A 17,363-nucleotide genomic window follows, 5' to 3' on the forward strand; every position below is an offset into this window, starting at 1 on the left:
TCATTTGTGCGGCTTGCGACCTTCGGGGTTCTCCTACATAAAAACCCCCCAAAATCCAAATTTTATCGCGCCGCGGCGGGGGGGGGCCACAAACCCCCCCCCCGCGCCGAAACAAAAACCATCTCAATCAGTTAACAGGCAAATGTGTGGCAGGGCGTCGCGTATGCGACGCGCTGCCGTTATTTCTTCGCCAACAGCGCCTTGACGAGCGGCGCGTCGATCTCGCCGGTCGGCGTCATCTTGTTGTCGGTCTGGAACGCCATGATGGCGGTCTTGGTCTTGCCGCCCATCACGCCGTCGGCGCCGCCGGCATCGTAGCCGTTCTTGTTGAGGATCAGCTGGATGTTCTTCACCGCCTTCTTCATGTCGATGCCGGCGGTTGTCTGCGGCGTGCTGTCCTGCCAGGACTCCGGAATGTCGGCCGAGTTGGCGGCGGCGTTGAGCGGCTTGGCCTTCCACAATTCCGCGGCGGCGCGCGCCCGCTCGAGCTGCTCGGGCCGCAGTGCATTGGCGATTTCGTCGCGCTTGGCGGCGGCGTCCTTGTCGCCGGTCTTGGCGACCAGCGCGAACCACTTGTAGGACTCTTCCAGGTTCTGTTTCATGCCGACGCCCTTGGCCGCCAGGATGCCGAGGTTGAATTGGCTGTCCTTGACGCCGAGGTCGGCGGCTTCCTGGAACCAGTGCGTGGCCGATTCATTGTCTGTCACCCCGTCCGCCGCCATGGCGAACAGCACCGCCAGATTGTGCATGGCGCTGGCGTTGCCTTGTTCGGCGGCGAGCTGGTAGTACGTCTTGGCCTTCTTGATGTCGCGCGCGACGCCGATGCCCTTTTCGTACAAATTGCCGATGCGGTATTCGGCCGGCGCGAAGCCGAGCTCGGCCGATTGCTCGTACCATTTGGCGGCGGCCTTCATGTCTTCCCTCACGCCGCGCGATTCCGCATAGCGCGAGCCGACCTCGAACAGCGCCTTGGCGTCGCCGCCGGCGGCGGCGTCATGCAGCGCCACCGGGCTGATTTCGGAAGGAATGTCGAATTTGGCCGCGGCCGTCTGGCTTGCGGCCGCCGGCACGGCGGCTGTCGTGTCGGCTGAAGTGGGCGCCGGCGCGCCTGTTGCCGCGCCGTTCGCTGCCGGACTGGCCGCCACTGGCTCCTTGACCATCGGCTGCGTGTCGCCATCGGTGTCCGTCGCGGTGGCAGCCGCGGCGGCGGGTTCGGATGGCGTCGCTGAAGCCATCGGCGCCGGTGCGGCAGGCGTTGCAAGCGCCACCGGCGCGGGTGCCGGTTCCGCCGGCATGGCAGCTGCGCTTTCGGGACTTGCTGGGACAGATGCGGCCGGTGCCATCTCCTGGACGGGCTCCGCCTGTCTGACGGGACGGGCAGGCGCGCTTTCGGCCTGTGCCGCTGCGGCATCAATCTTCGGTGTGTCGGTTTTTTGCGCGTCGGCCTGTGGCGCGGCGGTGGCGTTGAGCGACGCCGTGTCGACCGTCTGCGTCGAGACGATCGGGGCGGGCTGGTTGCTGGCCGTCTCGACGGGATCGGACAAGAAGGCCTTGCCCAGCTGCAGGCCCGCCAGCGCCAGCATGATTGCGGCGGCCGCCATCAGAATCGGCTTGCGCCGCGCCTTGAGCAGGTCGCCGATCCTCAGCGCCTTCACCGGACCGGTCATGGTCGATTGCCGCTTCAGCGTATCGGCTTCCGCAGCTGCCGCCTGGGCCGCGCGGCGGGCCGCGGCGATAAAATCCGACTTGGCGGCATCGCTGTCGGTGCGCCGGGCCGGCTGGCCGCCGCGCTCGTCGCGCACGCGCCTCATGATGGCGTTGAGGTCCGGCGCGCCGGAGCCGGGTTCCAACGGCCGGTTGGCGGCCTTGGGGTCGAGCGGTTCGTCGATGTCGACGTTTGGCACGTCGCCGACCGACGCCGAGCCGGCAAGCGGCTGCGTGTCCGCTTCCTTCTTGCCTTTGAAAGCGCGCGCCAGGCCGCTGAACATCGATTTCTTGCGGCTGGCCCTCTCGCTCTTGTCGCCGATCGCATCCGGCCCGAGCGCTGCCATGGCGGCCGCTGCCGCGGCCTCGGCAGGCGTGCGTGGCGCGTCTGGTTCGTCGTGCATGATCGCCGCGGCGCGGCCTTCAAGGCTGCCCATGTCTCCGGTGAGCGGCAGCGGCTGGTCGATATCCATCGAAGGCGCGTCCTGCACCGCGATCTTGCTGCCGCGGCCGCGCTTGCCGACCGGTTGCGGATCGACCAGTTCGCTGACCGCTTCGCTGGTCTCGCTCGATTCAAGCGAACCCAGCCTGTCCACAATCTTGAGCAGCGTGTCGTGGATTGCCTCGAAAGTCCGCGAGTTGCGTTCGTCCGAGCGGCGGGTGAGCGCTTCGAGCGTCTTCAGGTCCTGGGCGAGGCCGGCCACCGCGGTCGCGTTGGTCTGGGCCGTGCTGGACGTCGACTCTGCGAGCGATTTGACGGCACTCTCGGCCGCCTCGCGCGCCACGCTCAGGATCGAGTCGCGCGTGCCGGCCAGCGACTTCTCGATCTCGTTCAGTCGCGGGCTGATGTCCTCGAATTCGGGCAGCGGCGTGCCAGGCTTGGAAAGATGCGCCGACAGGCCGGCAACCTGCGCTTCCAGGCTGCGGATCAGGGCCGGATCGATGCCGGCGACCTGCTGCGCCGACGATTCCAGCCGGCTGGAAATGTCCTCGAGCCGGATTTCCAGCCCGCGGATCGCCATGTCGCTGGCGGGATCCGGCGCGCGCGTTTCGAGGCGGTTGGCCAAAGCGGTGAAGCGGGCGTCGATCGCTTCCATGATGCCGGTGCTATCGTCCTCGCGCATGCGCTGGTCGAGCCTGTCCGCGACCTCGTCCAGTCGACGCTCGAGATCGTGGAACAATGCGTTGCTTTGTTCGATTGCGTCTCCCTGGCGGCGCTCGAGCAGCGTCGACAGCGCGTCGAAGCGCTGCTCCAGGCCCTGGAATATCTGGTCGGCGTCGGGCATGGCCGGCGCGCGGTCCATCTTGTCGGTGATGGAAGCAATCTGTTTGCCCAGCCGCTCCATGGCCTGCTCCGGCAGGTCGGCGCGGCCGGCCAGCTGGTCCACGCGGCTGGTAAGAAGATTGAGGCGATCGATGACCTCGACGCCGGGCTGCGACTGCGCGACTTCTTCGATTTGCACCGCCAGCGAGGCCATGCGCTTCTCGATCCGGCCGAAGGTCTCCGGGTCGAAGGCATTGGCCTGCGCGGCGACGGTCGATGCGACGATGGCGCGGGAAATTTCGTCCAGCCGCTCGTCGATCATGGCGAGGGTTTCGCCGCCGCGCGCGGTCTGCTGGCCGGCAAAACGGTCGACCGCACCGGCAAGCGTGCGCACCTTTTCCTCCAGCGAGCGCAGCGAAAGCGATTCAGGCAGGCTGTTGACGGCGCTGCTGATCTGCTCGAGCCGGTCTGTCAGCACCGAGAGGCTCGGCCCTTCCGCGCGCTTGCGCTGGTCCGCATCGACGCGGTCCTCGAAGGCACTCCAGCGGCGGTCGAAATCGTCCCAGCGGCGGTCGACCTTCTGCACGCTTTCCTCGCGCGCCAACGTGTCCAGAGCGCCCTTCACCTGTTCCAGTTCCAGCCGCAGCAGATTGACGCTGCGGTCGTCGCTTTTTTCGGCGAGCGACTGGATCGCTCCCGAAAGCCGCTCGAACTCGAGGCCGAGCTCGGCGCTGCTCTTGTCGGGCACCTCGCCGCGCTGGCTGTTGGACTGCAGGGCGCGGTCGATATCCTGGCGGAAGGCTTCGAACTCGCGCTGCAGGCCTGCCGTCATCTGGTGGCGCAGTTCCTCGCGCAGACCGCGCAGCTCGACGGCGATCTTGCCGACCATGGCGACGCTGTCTTCCTGGCCGCGCACCCGGTCGATGTCGCGCGCGATTGCCTGATAGGCGGGCGCGGGGTTTTGCGGGGCCCGCTCCTGCGGCCGCGGGCTCTGCGGCGCCGGATTTTGCGGCGCCCGGTCCAGGGGCCTTTGCGCGGAATAGGGATCCTCATACCAGCGCGGCGCCTGGCCGTAAGGCTGCGCGCTTGGGTAACGCGGCTCGGCGGTCGGCCGCCGCGGGTCGGGGCGATCGGGCATGTCGGCGCGCGTCCGGTCCAGCCGCTGCTCCAGCGTTTCGAGCGAGCGGTTCAGCTCTTCGAGCGAGGCGTGCGGCCGGCGCTGCCTGCCGGCGTTGAGTGTATCGAGATAGGACCGCTTGCTGTTCATCGATGCGCCCGTGTTCAGAGTGGCCGGCCAAAGACCGGTTTCCCAGTAGCCTGCCGGATACGAAGCGAGCCGAGCGGTTTTGCTGCGGAGGAAGGCGAGCTTCCCGGGTTTTACCCGCGCTTCGAAAACCGTGAAAAATTCGCTACAGGATAACCACGGGTGACCGACATGCGCACATTTCGCCCAACGTGGTAAACAAGGCGTTAACCAAGCTTAAGAAGACGGGCAGAATTCGTGAGCCGCCTGATAAGCCCGGCACATGGGTGCGGCATAAAGGTCGGATCCGACAACGCCCTTGCGTCACCTTGCGGCTATCGGTATAGGATTGACGTAAACGTAAAAGGTGCGAAGCCGTGCCTCTTGCGATTGATTTGTTGCAACCACGATTGGAAGCACGCCCCCGCTTCCATTCAGGCGACGCTTGGTCCGCGACCGCGACGCCACCAGGGGAAAGCCAGTGACCATGAAACTCGTTTCGGCCGGCGAAGCCGCGGCCAATACCAATGACATTCCGGCCGAGGCCGGCGAGGAATTCGTCCGCATCGGCGAGATGGCCAAGAAATACGGCGTGACGCTGCGCACGCTGCGTTTCTATGAAGACAAGGGCCTTCTCAATCCGCACCGCGACGGTTCGACCCGTCTCTATACGCGCCGTGACAAGGCTCGGCTGAAGCTGATCCTGCTCGGCCGCAAGGTCGGGTTCTCGTTGCGCGACGTCAAGCAGATGATGGATCTCTATGATCCGACCGGCACCAACACCAAGCAGTTGCGACTGGCGCTCGACAAGTCCGAGAAGCAGCTCGCCCGCCTGCAGAAGCAGCGGGCGCTGATCGACGATGCTATCGGCGAGTTGAGCAACTCGATGAAGACCGTGCGCCAGATGCTCAGCGAGCGCACGGCGGCGCCTCAGGCCAGCGCCGCCGGCTGATCGCACCTCGCCTTCAACGGCGAAAACCCCGGAAATGGAAAGCCGCGTGGCTACGGCCGCGCGGCTTTTTTGTCGTCGCAATGCCGGACCCCTCACAAAAATTTTTGGCTGCGACGAAGTTGACGTTTACGCAAACGTCAATATTTGCTATCGGAGCATCGACATTGGCTCGGCCTCCTGTCCAGGACGCGGACAGGCGACTTGCTGGTCGGAGCCGGGGCTGTAAGGGTGGAGGAAGGCATGACGATCTACAGGGCGCCGATCCAGGACACGCTGTTCGTGCTCAACGACGTGCTGGGCTATCAGCGCTATTCCAATCTTCCGGGCTTCTCGGACGCGACGCCCGATGTGGTCGAGGCGATCCTCGCCGAAGGCGCCAAGCTCGCCGAGAACGTCATGCATCCGCTGAACCGCGTCGGCGACATGGAAGGCTGCCTGCGTCATGACGATGGCTCGGTGACGACGCCCAAGGGCTTCAAGGACGCCTACGACCAGTATCGTGAGGGCGGCTGGATGGGACTTGCCGCACCTGCCGAGTTCGGTGGCCAGGGTCTGCCCTATGCCGTCCACACCGCCGTCTCCGAATATATGATCTCGGCCAACATGGCGCTGATGATGTATCCCGGCCTGACGCAAGGCGCGATCGCTGCCATCGTCACCCATGGCACCGACGAGCAGAAGGCCACCTGGCTGCCGCGGCTGATCGAGGGCGGCTGGACCGGCACCATGAACCTCACCGAGCCGCATTGCGGCACCGATCTCGGCCTGCTGCGCACCAAGGCCGTTCCCAACGGCGACGGCACCTACAGGATTTCCGGCCAAAAGATCTTCATCTCCGCCGGCGAGCACGACATGTCGGACAACATCGTCCATCTGGTGCTGGCCCGCGTCGAGGGCGCGCCCGAAGGCGTCAAGGGCATCTCGCTGTTCATCGTGCCGAAATTCAAGCCCGATGCCTCCGGCAATCCAGGTGAACGCAACACGCTCTCCTGCGGCTCGATCGAGGAGAAGATGGGCATCCATGGCAATTCGACCTGCGTCATGAATTATGACGAGGCCGAGGGCACGCTGCTCGGCGAGTTGAACGGCGGCCTGAAGGCCATGTTCACGATGATGAACGAGGCCCGCCTTGGCGTCGGCCTGCAGGGGCTTTCGGTCTCCGAGATCGCCTATCAGAACGCCGTGTCCTACGCCAAGGACCGGCTGCAGGGCCGTTCGCTGTCGGGCGCCAAGGCGCCGGACAAGAAGGCCGACCCGATCATCGTCCATCCCGACATCCGCCGTTCGCTGATGACAATGAAGGCCTTCAACGAGGGGGGCCGCGCGCTGGCGCTGTGGACGGCGATCAAGTCCGACGTCGCGCATCGTTCCGGCGACGACAAGGACCGCCAGGCCGCTGACGATTACACCGGACTGATGACGCCGGTGGTCAAGGGCGTGCTGACCGACAAGGGGTTCGATCACGCCGTGATGGCGCAGCAGGTGTTCGGCGGCCACGGCTATATCGAAGAACACGGTATGAGCCAGTTCGTGCGCGATGCCCGCATCGCCATGATCTATGAAGGCGCCAACGGCATCCAGGCGCTCGACCTCGTCGGCCGCAAGCTGGCGCAGAACGGCGGCCGCGCCGTGCAGGCCTACTTCAAGGAGGTCGGCGAGTTCTGCGAGGAGAACCGCACTGATGAGAAGATGGCGCCCTTCACCAAGGCGCTGAAGAAGGGCCTCAACGACCTCCAGGCCGCCACCATGTGGCTGGTGCAGAACGCCATGGCCAAGCCCGACAATGCGGGCGCCGCCTCGACCGACTACATGCATCTCTTCGGCCTTGTCGCGCTGGGCTATATGTGGGCGCAGATGGCGAAATCCGCGCAGACGAAGCTCGCGGATGGCGCCAATGGCGCTGCGTCGTTCTACGACACCAAGCTGGTCACGGCGCGCTTCTTCATGGATCGTATCATGCCGGAAACGTCGACGCGCCTTGCCCGCATTTCCTGCGGCGCGGACACCCTGATGGCGCTGCCGGCGGAAGCGTTCTAGGTTTGGCGGGCCGGCGCCGCCGGCCCACAATTGTCGGAACGCGGAGGAAATCGTGGCGACAAATCCAGCCGAAATTCTTGGTCTTCCGAAGCCCGCCTGGGCAGCGGACGAGGTCGGCATGCTCTACGACATGGCGTCCCGCTTCATGGCCGAAGAGATCGCGCCGCGCTATGACGAGTTCGAGAAGAACGAGATGTTCGACCGCGAGAGCTGGCTGAAGGCCGGAGCGGCGGGCCTGCTTTGCGCTTCCATGCCGGAGAAATACGGCGGCTCTGGCGGCAGCTTCGCGCATGAGAGCGCCATCATCGAGGCCATCGGCCATGTCGGCGTCGACGGCTTCGGCATCGGCCTGCACAATTCGATCGTCGCCCCTTACATCCTGCATTATGGCTCCGAGGAGCAGAAACAGAAATGGCTGCCCAGGCTCGCGACCGGCGAGTTGATCGGCGCCATCGCCATGACCGAGCCTGGCGCCGGCTCCGACCTGCAGGGCGTCAAGACCCGCGCCGAGAAGGACGGCAACCACTACAAGATCAGCGGTTCCAAGACCTTCATCACCAATGGCCAGCTCGCCAACCTGATCATCGTCGTCACCAAGACCGATCCGGACAAGGGCGCCAAGGGCACGTCGCTGATCGTCGTCGAGACCGACGAGGTCGAAGGTTTTCAACGCGGCCGCAACCTCGACAAGATCGGGCTGAAGTCGAACGACACCTCCGAGCTGTTCTTCAACGACGTTCGCGTGCCGACCTCCAACCTGCTCGGCCACGAGGAGGGCAAGGGCTTCGTTCAACTGATGCAGCAATTGCCGCAGGAGCGCCTGCAGATCGGCACTGGCGCGATCGCCATGATCGAGCGGGCGCTGGCGCTCACCATCGACTACGTCAAGGAGCGCAAGGCCTTCGGCAAGGCCGTCATCGATTTCCAGAACACCCAGTTCAAGCTGGCCGAGCTGAAGACGGAGGCCACGATCGGCCGTGTCTTCTACAATGACTGCGTCGCCCGCCACATCGATCGCGGCCTCGACCCAGTGACCGCCTCGATGGCCAAATACTGGCTCAGCGATCTGCAGGGCAAAGTCGTCGACGAATGCCTTCAATTGCATGGCGGCTATGGCTACATGAATGAATATCCGATCGCCCGCATGTACCGCGACGCCCGCGTCCAGCGCATCTATGGCGGCACCAACGAGATCATGAAATTGCTGATCGGGCGCTCCCTCTGAGCGCGGCGACTGGCAAAGCCAAGGAGCACGAAAATGACTGAGGCTTACGTCTATGACGCCGTGCGCACGCCGCGCGGCAAGGGCAAGAAGGACGGCTCGCTGCACGAGGTGCCGGCGGTGCGGCTCGCGGCCAGGACGCTGGAAGCGCTGCGCGATCGCAACGGGCTCGACACCAGCACTGTCGACGACATCATCTTCGGCTGCGTCGATCCGGTCGGCGAGGCGGGCTCCGTCATTCCGCGCGCCGCCGCCTTCGAGGCCGGCTACGCGACCTCGGCGCCCGGCATGCAGATTTCGCGCTTCTGCGCCTCCGGCCTCGACGCCATTAATTTCGGCGCCGCCAAGATCGCGCAGGGCGCGGACGAGATCGTCATCGCCGGCGGCGTGGAATCCATGTCGCGCGTCGGCATGGGCATGTCCGGCGGTTCCTGGTTCATGGACCCCTCCGTCGGTCTCCCCGGCTGGTTCGTGCCGCAGGGTATCTCGGCCGACCTGATCGCCACGAAATACGGTTTTTCCCGCGACGACGTCGACGCCTATGCCGTCGAGAGCCAGAAGCGCGCCGCCAAGTCATGGAGCGAAGGCCGCTTCAAGAATTCGGTGATCCCGATCAAGGACCAGAACGGCCTTACCATCCTCGACCATGACGAGCACATGCGGCCTTCGACCGACATGCAGTCGCTGGCTTCCCTCAACCCGTCCTTCGTCATGCCCGGCGAAATGGGCGGCTTCGACGCGGTCGCCGTGCAGAAGCATCCGGAGGTCGAGGAGGTCAACCACGTCCATCACGCCGGCAATTCGTCCGGCATCGTCGACGGCGCCGCCGCTGTGCTGCTCGGCTCCAAGAAGGCCGGCAAGGCGATGGGCCTGAAGCCGCGCGCCCGCATCCGTGCTTTCGCCAATATCGGTTCCGAGCCGGTGTTGATGCTGACCGGCCCGGTCGACGTCACCGAGAAGCTCTTGAAGCGCGCCAGGATGAAGCAGTCGGACATCGACCTGTTCGAGCTTAACGAGGCCTTCGCCTCCGTCGTGCTGCGCTACATGCAGGCTTTCGACATTCCGCATGACCAGATCAACGTCAATGGCGGCGCGATCGCCATGGGCCATCCGCTCGGCGCCACCGGCGCCATGATCCTGGGCACGGTGCTGGACGAGCTGGAGCGCCGCGACCTCAACACCGCGCTGGTCACGCTGTGCATCGGCGCCGGCATGGGCACCGCCACCATCATCGAACGCGTCTGAGGGAGAGAGATTATGAGCTACACCAATTTCACCCTCGACGTGGACGCCGACGGCATTGCCTTGATCACCTGGGACATGCCGGACCGCTCGATGAACGTCTTCACCGAAGAGGTGATGCGCGAACTGAACGCCATCGTCGACAAGGTGGCCGGCGATGCCGCCATCAAGGGTGCGGTCATCACCTCCGGCAAGGACTCTTTCTCCGGCGGCGCGGACATCACCATGCTGCAGAAGATGCTGGCTACCTTCGCCGTCGACAAGGAGAAGGATCTCGAGAAGGCGACCAAGACGCTGTTCGAGAATGCCGGCTATATGACCGGCCTGTTCCGCAAGATCGAGACCTGCGGCAAGCCGTTTGTGTCGGCGATCAACGGCACCTGCATGGGCGGCGCCTTCGAGATGTCGCTCGCCTGCCACGGCCGCGTCGCAGCTGACAGCGACAAGGTCAAGATGGCGCTGCCCGAAGTGAAGATCGGCATCTTCCCCGGCGCCGGCGGCACCCAGCGCGTGCCGCGGCTGACCGATCAGCAGCAGGCACTGCAGATGCTGACCACCGGCCAGAATCTCACGCCGCAGAAAGCGAAGCAGATGGGCCTGATCCATGAGATCGCGGAGCCTGCAAAGCTCGTCGAGACAGCCAAGGCGATGATCAAGAACGGCCTGAAGCCGGTCGCGCCCTGGGATGAGAAGGGCTTCAAGCTGCCGGGCGGTCCGATCTATTCGGCCGCCGGCGCCAATCTCTGGCCGCCGGCCATCGCCATCCTGCGCCGCGAGACCTATGGCAATTATCCGGCGGCGGCCGCGATCTTGAAATGCGTCTATGAAGGCCTGCTGGTGCCCTTCGACACGGCGCTCAGGATCGAGCAGCGCTATTTCACCGAGATCATGCAGACCAAGGAGGCGGCGGCGATGATCCGCTCGCTGTTCCTGTCGCTGCAGGAACTGAACAAGGGCGCGCGCCGTCCGGCAGGCGTGCTGGACACCAAGTTCAAGAAGATCGGCATTCTCGGCGCCGGCTTCATGGGCGCCGGCATCGCCTATGTCACGGCAAAAGCCGGCATTCCGGTGGTGCTGCTCGACCGCGACCTGCCTTCGGCCGAGAAGGGCAAGGCGCATTCCGACAGCCTCATGGCCGACCAGGTCAAGAAGGGCCGCGCCAAGCCCGAAGACAAGGACAAGCTTCTGTCGCTGATCACGCCAACGGCGGACTATGCCGACCTCGCCGGCTGCGATCTGGTCGTCGAGGCGGTCTTCGAGGATTCAGCCGTCAAGAAGGACGCCACACAGAAGGCGGAAGCGGTGCTGAAGTCATCGGCGATCTTCGCGTCGAACACGTCCACCATCCCGATCACCGCTCTGGCCAAGAATTCGGCGCGGCCGAAGAACTTCATCGGCATCCACTTCTTCTCGCCGGTCGACAAGATGATGCTGGTCGAGATCATCCTCGGCAAGAAGACGGGCGACAAGGCTCTGGCCGTCGCCTTCGACTTCGTGCGCGCCATCAAGAAGACGCCGATCGTCGTCAACGACACGCGCGGCTTCTACGTCAACCGTTGCGTGCTGCGCTACATGTCGGAAGCCTACAAGATGCTGATCGAAGGCGTCCCGGCGCCGATGATCGAGAATGCCGCCAAGGCCGCCGGCATGCCGGTTGGCCCGCTGGCCCTGACCGACGAGACCGCCGTCGATCTTGCCCAGAAGATCATGAAGCAGACCATCAGGGATCTGGGCGAGAAGGCCGTCGATCCCAAGCAGATGGCGCTTATTAACACCATGGTCGACACGCATGGCCGTTTCGGCCGCAAGAACGGCAAAGGCTTCTACGACTATCCGGCGAAGCCCGCGAAGAAGAAGCTGTGGCCGGGCCTCAAGGATCTTTACCCGCAATTGAAGCCCGAGACGGTCGACTATGAGGAGCTGAAACAGCGCCTGCTGGTCACCATCTCGCTGGAAGCGGCGCGGGTGATGGAAGAAGGCATCGTCACCGATCCGCGCGAGGCCGATGTCGGCTCGATCCTCGCCTTCGGTTTCGCGCCCTTCACCGGCGGCGCGCTGTCCTACATCGACGGCATCAGCGCCAAGCGTTTCGTCAAGATCGCCAAGGGCCTGCAGAAGAAGTATGGCGCCGAGTTCAAGGCGCCGAAGCTGCTGCTCGACATGGCCGAGAAGGGCGAGACCTTCTACCAGCGCTTCGACCCCTACCAAAAGGGTGAGGTCAGAGAAGCGGCCTGACCAACCAGCATGTATGTCTGGGGGCGAATGGCGCGCACCATGGCCACGGCGTCGAGCCGTGGCCCTTATGTTGTCGGCGATGAGAGCCGGCTGGCCTTTCGCTGCCTGCCGACCGACATCGATTTCAACCTTCACCTCAACAATGCGCGCTACATGATGCTGGCCGATCTCGGCCGCATCGACATCTTCCTGCGCGTCGGTCTGATCGCGCTCGCGCGCAAGAATGGCTGGGCGCCGATGATCGGCGGCCTGCAGGTGGCCTATGTGCGTGAAATCAAGTTGTGGCGCCGCTTCGAGGTGGTCTCATCGATCGAAACCTGGGAAGGTACGTCCGTCATCGGCCGGCACCGTTTCGTTCTCGATGGCGGCGAGACCGCGGCGCTGATCCTGACCACCGGCGGCGTCTATGACCGCAGCAGTCGCCGCTTCCTCGACATCGACGAGGTCGTCGCGGCGCTCGGCCACGCCGCCAGTTCACGCCCGCCGACCGAAGCCGAGCGGGCGTTCATGGCCTCGCACAGGAATCTGCGCGAACAGGCCAAGCACGTCTGATTGTCGGTGATCCGACGCTTCGCCAGTGGACAATCAGATGGTCGCGCGCTAGACAGGCTTGAGGCATTTTTTCCTGTTTTCGAAGGAGAGCGGACTTGCTCTCACACGATCGCGTCTGGGCCGCAATCGACGCTCTCGCCGAGCGCTATTCGCTGTCGGCTTCCGGCCTTGCCCGGCGCGCGGGCCTCGATTCGACGGCCTTCAACAAGTCGAAGCGCCTGTCTTCCGACGGAAGGCCGCGCTGGCCCTCGACCGAGTCGCTGGCCAAGATCATCGAGGCCACCGGCGCGTCGCTCGAGGAATTCACCGGACTTGTCGAAGGGCGCGCTGCCTCCGTCGCCCTACATCGCAGCGCGGTTCCGCTGCTCGGCTTTGCGCAGGCCGGCGCGGGAGGCTTCTTCGATGATGCCGGCTATCCGGCGGGGCAGGGCTGGGATCTGGTCGAGCTTCCCGCGCGGGCGACCGAGACGTCCTACGCGCTGCAGGTACAAGGCGATTCCATGCTGCCGCTCTACCGCAATGGCGATGTGCTGATCGTCGAACCGGGCGCGCCGACGCGCAAGGGCGACCGCGTCGTCGTCAAGACCACCGCCGGGGAGGTGATGGCTAAGGTGCTCGACCGGCAAACGGTTAAATCGATCGTGCTGGTTTCGCTCAACCCCGCCCACCCGGACCGTGACATCCCGACGCGCGAAATCGAATGGGTGGCGCGCATCGTCTGGGCGAGCCAGTAGGTCCGGGCTGGTGCGGCTTCTTCAGATCGTCCTGACGGTTCTGGCGGTTCCGGTGATGGTCGCGCTCGTCGCGGCAGGCGGCCGCGTGGTCAAGGGGCATGAGAGCGTCATCACGGTCGATCAGATCGATCCCATCGCCGAAGCGCTCTCCACCGCCGGCAACGATACGCTCTCCGCTTCCGGCGCGGATATGCCCCCGGAAGAGCCGATGACTTCGGCCATTCCCGCGCCGGCCGCTCCGCAGGCACCGAACCCCGTTGTTCACTCGAGGGCCATCGATCCCGACGTCGTGGCCCCGCCCGAACTGTCGGACGAGGAACTCGAACGGGTGGAACCGCGTGCGCCGCTCAGCGATCTGGCGCTGGCCGGGCCGCCCAAGCCGCCCAAAACGAAGATGCCGGGCGACTGGAACGGCACCAAGCTCTTCCAGCCGGTCGCCATCGCCGCCGGGCTGATCGAGGCGAAGGGCTATGCGGTCGCCGTGTCCGGCGTGGACGCGGTCAAGGCAGACGAAACCTGCAGCGACGAGGGCCAGAGCTGGGCCTGCGGCGCGCGCGCCAGAACAGCCTTCCGTGCCTTCCTGCGCGGCCGCGCGGTCGCCTGCGCGGTGCCGCCGGAGGGCGGCCGCGACACCATTTCCGCCGAATGCCATATCGGCAACCAGGACATCGGCCAGTGGCTGGTCGAGAACGGCTGGGCGCGCGCCGCGCAAGGCGGCCCCTATGTCGAGGCCGAGAACAAGGCCCGCACGGCCAGGAAAGGTATTTTCGGCCCGGCGCCGAAGCTTGACGGCCTGCCGGCGGTGCCAGCCATGTCAGGTCCGGCGCCGGTGGCGCCGGATTCGATCCTGCCGGCCGATAGCGGCGCCGTTACGCCGCCAGCTGACCAGCCAGCGCCCGCTCAATAAGCGCGCGCGTCTCGGCGACGCCGTAGAGCGCCGCGAAGGAACCGAAGCGCGGGCCGCGTTCCTGCCCAATCAGCACCTGGTAGATCATCTGGAAGAAGGCGACCGACACGCCGGGTCCGCCTTCCGGGCTCTGCTTGGAATGGTCCTGGTAGCGTTCGATCTTGCGCGCCACATTGAGCGCGGCATTCTGGATCGCTTCGCTGTCGGCGCCTTGCGGCAGCGCGCCGAGCGCCTCGGAAAGCCTCGCCAGCGCCTCGCGCTCCACCTCGTCGGCGGCACGGTAAACCTTGGTCGGCTTCACGAAGTCGTCGAAATAGCGGATCGCGTAGCCGGTCAGCCGGTCAAGCTCCGGGTGCGTCTTCGGCGTCACGCCCGGCGCGTGGCGCGAGATGAAGCCCCACAGCACCGCCTTGTCATGCGCGTTTGAGGCGCTCACCAGGTTGAGCAGCAGCGCGAACGGCACCGGCAGGTCGATGGCCGGCGGGTTGCCGTCATGCATGTGCCAGACCGGATTGCCGAGCCGCTCCTTCCAGTCCTGGCGCGGATAGGCGCCAAGGAAGGCGTAATATTCGTCCACCGCCTTCGGGATGACGTCGAAATAGAGCTTCTTCGCCTGCCGCGGCCGCTGATACATATAGAGGCCGAGGCTCTCGGTCGGCGCGTAGGTCAGCCATTCATCGATGGTCAGGCCATTGCCCTTCGACTTCGAGATCTTCTGGCCTTCCTCGTCGAGGAACAGCTCGTAGACGAAATGCTCCGGCGCGCGCCCGCCGAGGATGTTGCAGATGCGGTCGTAGATCACCGCATTGGTCTGGTGGTCCTTGCCGAACATCTCGAAATCGACGCCGAGCGACGCCCAGCGCATGCCGAAATCCGGCTTCCACTGCAGCTTCACATGGCCGCCGGTGACCGGCAGCGTGGTCTCGGTGCCTTCGTCGTCGAAAGTGATGGTGCCGGCCTTGGCGTCGACATTGATCATCGGCACGTAGAGCACGCGTCCGCTCTTCGGCGAGATCGGCAGGAACGGGCTGTAGGTCGCCTGACGCTCCGGCCCAAGCGTCGGCAGCATCACGCCCATGATCTCGTCATAGCGTTCGGCGGCGCGCAGCAGCACCTCGTCGAAACGGCCGGCCTTGTAGTACTGCGTCGCGCTGGCGAATTCGTAATCGAAGCCGAACGTGTCGAGGAAGCGGCACAGCATCGCGTTGTTGTGGTCGGCGAAGCTGGCATAGTCGCCGCCGAATGGGTTGGGCACCGAGGTCAGCGGCATGTGCAGATAGGGTTCGAGCGCGGCGCGGTCCGGCACGTTGTCCGGGATTTTGCGCATGCCGTCCATATCGTCGGAGAAGCACAGAAGCTTGGTCTTGACCTTGTCCTGGGTCAGCACCCGGAAGGCATGCCGTACCATGGTGGTGCGCGCCACCTCGCCGAAGGTGCCGATATGCGGCAGGCCGGACGGGCCGTAGCCGGTCTCGAACAGGACGGTCTCGGGAAACTCTTTGCCCTTGTAGCGGGCGATGATTTTCTTCGCTTCCTCGAACGGCCAGGCCTTGGTCTCGGCCGCCGCGGCAAGCATCTCGGGGGTGAGATCGATGATGTTTGATCCCGTCATGTCGAAGTTCCAGTCATGGCCGTCTTGCGGCGGATGAGATTTGTCGACCGGTCTCTAGGCGCGACAGGCCGGAGCGTCAACGATTTGCGGCGGTTTTCCTTGCGGCGCCACAATTGCGCTCCTACGTTCGAGCCGCACACTCAAGGAGTTTCGAATGCCTTTGCTGACGACGCACGAAGCCTTGATCTACCTGATGGTCATCACATCGGCTTCCGATCGTGACATGACCGATGTCGAGCTGGCGCGGATCGGCGACGTCATTCGTTCCTGGCCGGTCTTCGTCGACTTCAACCAGGACAGGCTGATTCCGGTGGCGCAAGCCTGCCAGAAGGCGCTGCATGAGAAGGGTGGGCTGGAAGGCGTGCTGGCGCGCGTTGCCGAAGCGCTGCCCGAGCGGCTGCGCGACACCGCTTACGCCGCCGCTTTCGAGGTCGCCGCCGTCGATCTCGAAATGCGCATGGAGGAGGTCAGGGTGCTGCAACTCATCCGCCTCAAGCTCGATCTCGACACGCTGACGGTTGCGGCAATTGCCCGAGCGGCCAAGGCGCGGCTGCGCACGCTGACCTGAAAGCGCCTCGCCGCGCGCCCTCGGGCGAGATGCGTCAGAAGAAGCTGACAGGGAAATAGCGCAGATAAAACTCGGCAAAGGCGCCCTTGATCGAGATTTCCTGCAGCGCATAGTCGAAGGCGGCGGCCAGTGCCGGATCGCCCGCCCTGGTGGCGATCGCCATGCCTGAGCCCAGATACTCTGGTGCCAGATACGGGCCGCCGGCAAAGCGGCAACAGCCGGCCGCGTCGGAGCCGCCCAGCCAGAAGGCGAAGCGCATGCCGTCGCCGAAGGCGGCGTCGATCTTGCCGGCCTTGAGACCGGCATAAAGGTCTTCCGGTGTGCCGAAGGTCACCACCTGCACGGTGGCGAAATAGTCGCGCAGCATTTTCTCATGCGCCGAGCCGGCGACGACGCCGACCCGCTTGCTGCGCAGCTTGTCGAGGACCGGCTCGGCGAAGGCTTTCGCCTTCGGCATGATGAAGCGCGCCGGGAACTGCATATAGGAGCGCGAGAAGGCATATTTCTCGCGGCTCTCCGGCGTCGCGGCGATGCCGGCGATGATTGCCTCGCCTTCGCCTTTCTGCAGGGCATCCTCCAACTCGTTCCACGGCAGGGCCTGGACCTGGCATTTGTCAACGACGTCCAGTTCGGCGCAGATCGCCCGCGCCAGGTCGATGTGGAAACCGGACAGGCGCCCCGAGCCGTCGAGGAAGTTGAAGGGCGGAAAATCGGTGGTTGTGAGGAATCTCAGCCGCGGCAGCGCGGAGAGATCGGGCTTCGGCAACCGCTCCTTGGCGTCCCACAGCATCGGCACCTGCGGCTCCGCGCCTTGAGTCGCGCCGGCAAAGGGCAATACGCCGGCAAGTGCGGATATCAGGACCAGAGTTATCCACCGCAAGATCACGATATGGCTCCGACCTCGTCCCCGTTCGGAGGCTTTTCCTATGAAAATGATGCAGGCACAACGGTTTTTGATTTCAAGCGGCTAAATTCAGCGTATGGTTCAGTCCGTTGCAAATGAACCTCCGTGCCGGAAGGGGGAAGCTACCGGTTTTGCGGAGACCATTGCGACCCGTGGTTGATGGCGAAGGGGTTTTCGAGCGTCTACT

Annotated in this window: 12 protein-coding genes; 9 read left to right on the forward strand and 3 right to left on the reverse strand. The window is 64.8% G+C overall.

Annotated features, from left to right (window positions below; genetic code table 11):
• Positions 1-179 precede the first annotated feature (179 nt).
• The gene (locus CK230_RS23750) at positions 180-4,235 is read right to left on the reverse strand and encodes an SEL1-like repeat protein (protein WP_095819580.1); all 4,056 of its coding nucleotides are present in this window, start codon (positions 4,233-4,235) and stop codon (positions 180-182) included.
• Between the two features lie 463 nt (positions 4,236-4,698).
• On the opposite strand from CK230_RS23750, the gene CK230_RS23755 reads away from it, so the two are divergent.
• The 8 genes from CK230_RS23755 to CK230_RS23790 all read left to right on the forward strand — a co-directional run bounded on the left by CK230_RS23755 (position 4,699) and on the right by CK230_RS23790 (position 14,092).
• Positions 4,699-5,163 carry a MerR family DNA-binding transcriptional regulator gene (locus CK230_RS23755; RefSeq protein ID WP_095819743.1) on the forward strand — a complete coding sequence of 155 codons (465 nt, stop codon included), beginning with the start codon at positions 4,699-4,701 and terminating at the stop codon, positions 5,161-5,163.
• A gap of 240 nt (positions 5,164-5,403) precedes the next feature.
• Entirely contained in the window at positions 5,404-7,200 is a 1,797-nt protein-coding gene (locus tag CK230_RS23760; RefSeq protein WP_095819581.1) for an acyl-CoA dehydrogenase, read from the forward strand.
• Positions 7,201-7,252: 52 nt separating this feature from the next.
• The gene (locus CK230_RS23765) at positions 7,253-8,425 is read left to right on the forward strand and encodes an acyl-CoA dehydrogenase family protein (protein ID WP_095819582.1); all 1,173 of its coding nucleotides are present in this window, start codon (positions 7,253-7,255) and stop codon (positions 8,423-8,425) included.
• A gap of 33 nt (positions 8,426-8,458) precedes the next feature.
• Entirely contained in the window at positions 8,459-9,667 is a 1,209-nt protein-coding gene (locus CK230_RS23770; RefSeq protein ID WP_095819583.1) for an acetyl-CoA C-acetyltransferase, read from the forward strand.
• A gap of 12 nt (positions 9,668-9,679) precedes the next feature.
• On the forward strand, positions 9,680-11,899 hold the full coding sequence (locus tag CK230_RS23775) for a 3-hydroxyacyl-CoA dehydrogenase NAD-binding domain-containing protein (RefSeq protein ID WP_095819584.1): 2,220 nt from the start codon (positions 9,680-9,682) through the stop codon (positions 11,897-11,899).
• 9 nt (positions 11,900-11,908) lie between these two features.
• Complete coding sequence (locus CK230_RS23780; RefSeq protein ID WP_095819585.1) at positions 11,909-12,451, forward strand: thioesterase family protein; 543 nt, start codon at positions 11,909-11,911, stop codon at positions 12,449-12,451.
• 95 nt (positions 12,452-12,546) lie between these two features.
• Complete coding sequence (locus CK230_RS23785; RefSeq protein ID WP_095819586.1) at positions 12,547-13,185, forward strand: helix-turn-helix transcriptional regulator; 639 nt, start codon at positions 12,547-12,549, stop codon at positions 13,183-13,185.
• Between the two features lie 10 nt (positions 13,186-13,195).
• Complete coding sequence (locus CK230_RS23790) at positions 13,196-14,092, forward strand: thermonuclease family protein (protein ID WP_245430040.1); 897 nt, start codon at positions 13,196-13,198, stop codon at positions 14,090-14,092.
• Here the strand turns inward: CK230_RS23790 and CK230_RS23795 are convergent.
• The gene (locus CK230_RS23795) at positions 14,055-15,704 is read right to left on the reverse strand and encodes a lysine--tRNA ligase (protein ID WP_095819587.1); all 1,650 of its coding nucleotides are present in this window, start codon (positions 15,702-15,704) and stop codon (positions 14,055-14,057) included. The two genes, CK230_RS23790 and CK230_RS23795, sit on opposite strands and share 38 nt — an antisense overlap.
• 154 nt (positions 15,705-15,858) lie before the next feature.
• Between CK230_RS23795 and CK230_RS23800 the strand changes: the two genes are divergently transcribed.
• The gene (locus CK230_RS23800; protein WP_095819588.1) at positions 15,859-16,272 is read left to right on the forward strand and encodes a tellurite resistance TerB family protein; all 414 of its coding nucleotides are present in this window, start codon (positions 15,859-15,861) and stop codon (positions 16,270-16,272) included.
• A gap of 34 nt (positions 16,273-16,306) precedes the next feature.
• On the opposite strand, the gene CK230_RS23805 is transcribed toward CK230_RS23800, so the two are convergent.
• Positions 16,307-17,062 carry a transporter substrate-binding domain-containing protein gene (locus tag CK230_RS23805; RefSeq protein ID WP_095819745.1) on the reverse strand — a complete coding sequence of 252 codons (756 nt, stop codon included), beginning with the start codon at positions 17,060-17,062 and terminating at the stop codon, positions 16,307-16,309.
• Between the last annotated feature and the right edge of the window lie 301 nt (positions 17,063-17,363).

The sequence above is a fragment of the Mesorhizobium sp. WSM3859 genome (assembly GCF_002295065.1).
Classification (GTDB): Bacteria; Pseudomonadota; Alphaproteobacteria; order Rhizobiales; family Rhizobiaceae; genus Mesorhizobium.

Coding starts and splice junctions, on each gene's coding strand:
- CK230_RS23750 (WP_095819580.1), bottom strand. CDS start 4,235: ATGAACAGCAAGCGGTCCTATCTCGATACACTCAACGCCGGCAGGCAG.
- CK230_RS23805 (WP_095819745.1), bottom strand. CDS start 17,062: ATGCTGTGGGACGCCAAGGAGCGGTTGCCGAAGCCCGATCTCTCCGCG.
- CK230_RS23760 (WP_095819581.1), top strand. CDS start 5,404: ATGACGATCTACAGGGCGCCGATCCAGGACACGCTGTTCGTGCTCAAC.
- CK230_RS23780 (WP_095819585.1), top strand. CDS start 11,909: ATGTATGTCTGGGGGCGAATGGCGCGCACCATGGCCACGGCGTCGAGC.
- CK230_RS23800 (WP_095819588.1), top strand. CDS start 15,859: ATGCCTTTGCTGACGACGCACGAAGCCTTGATCTACCTGATGGTCATC.
- CK230_RS23755 (WP_095819743.1), top strand. CDS start 4,699: ATGAAACTCGTTTCGGCCGGCGAAGCCGCGGCCAATACCAATGACATT.
- CK230_RS23795 (WP_095819587.1), bottom strand. CDS start 15,704: ATGACGGGATCAAACATCATCGATCTCACCCCCGAGATGCTTGCCGCG.
- CK230_RS23775 (WP_095819584.1), top strand. CDS start 9,680: ATGAGCTACACCAATTTCACCCTCGACGTGGACGCCGACGGCATTGCC.
- CK230_RS23770 (WP_095819583.1), top strand. CDS start 8,459: ATGACTGAGGCTTACGTCTATGACGCCGTGCGCACGCCGCGCGGCAAG.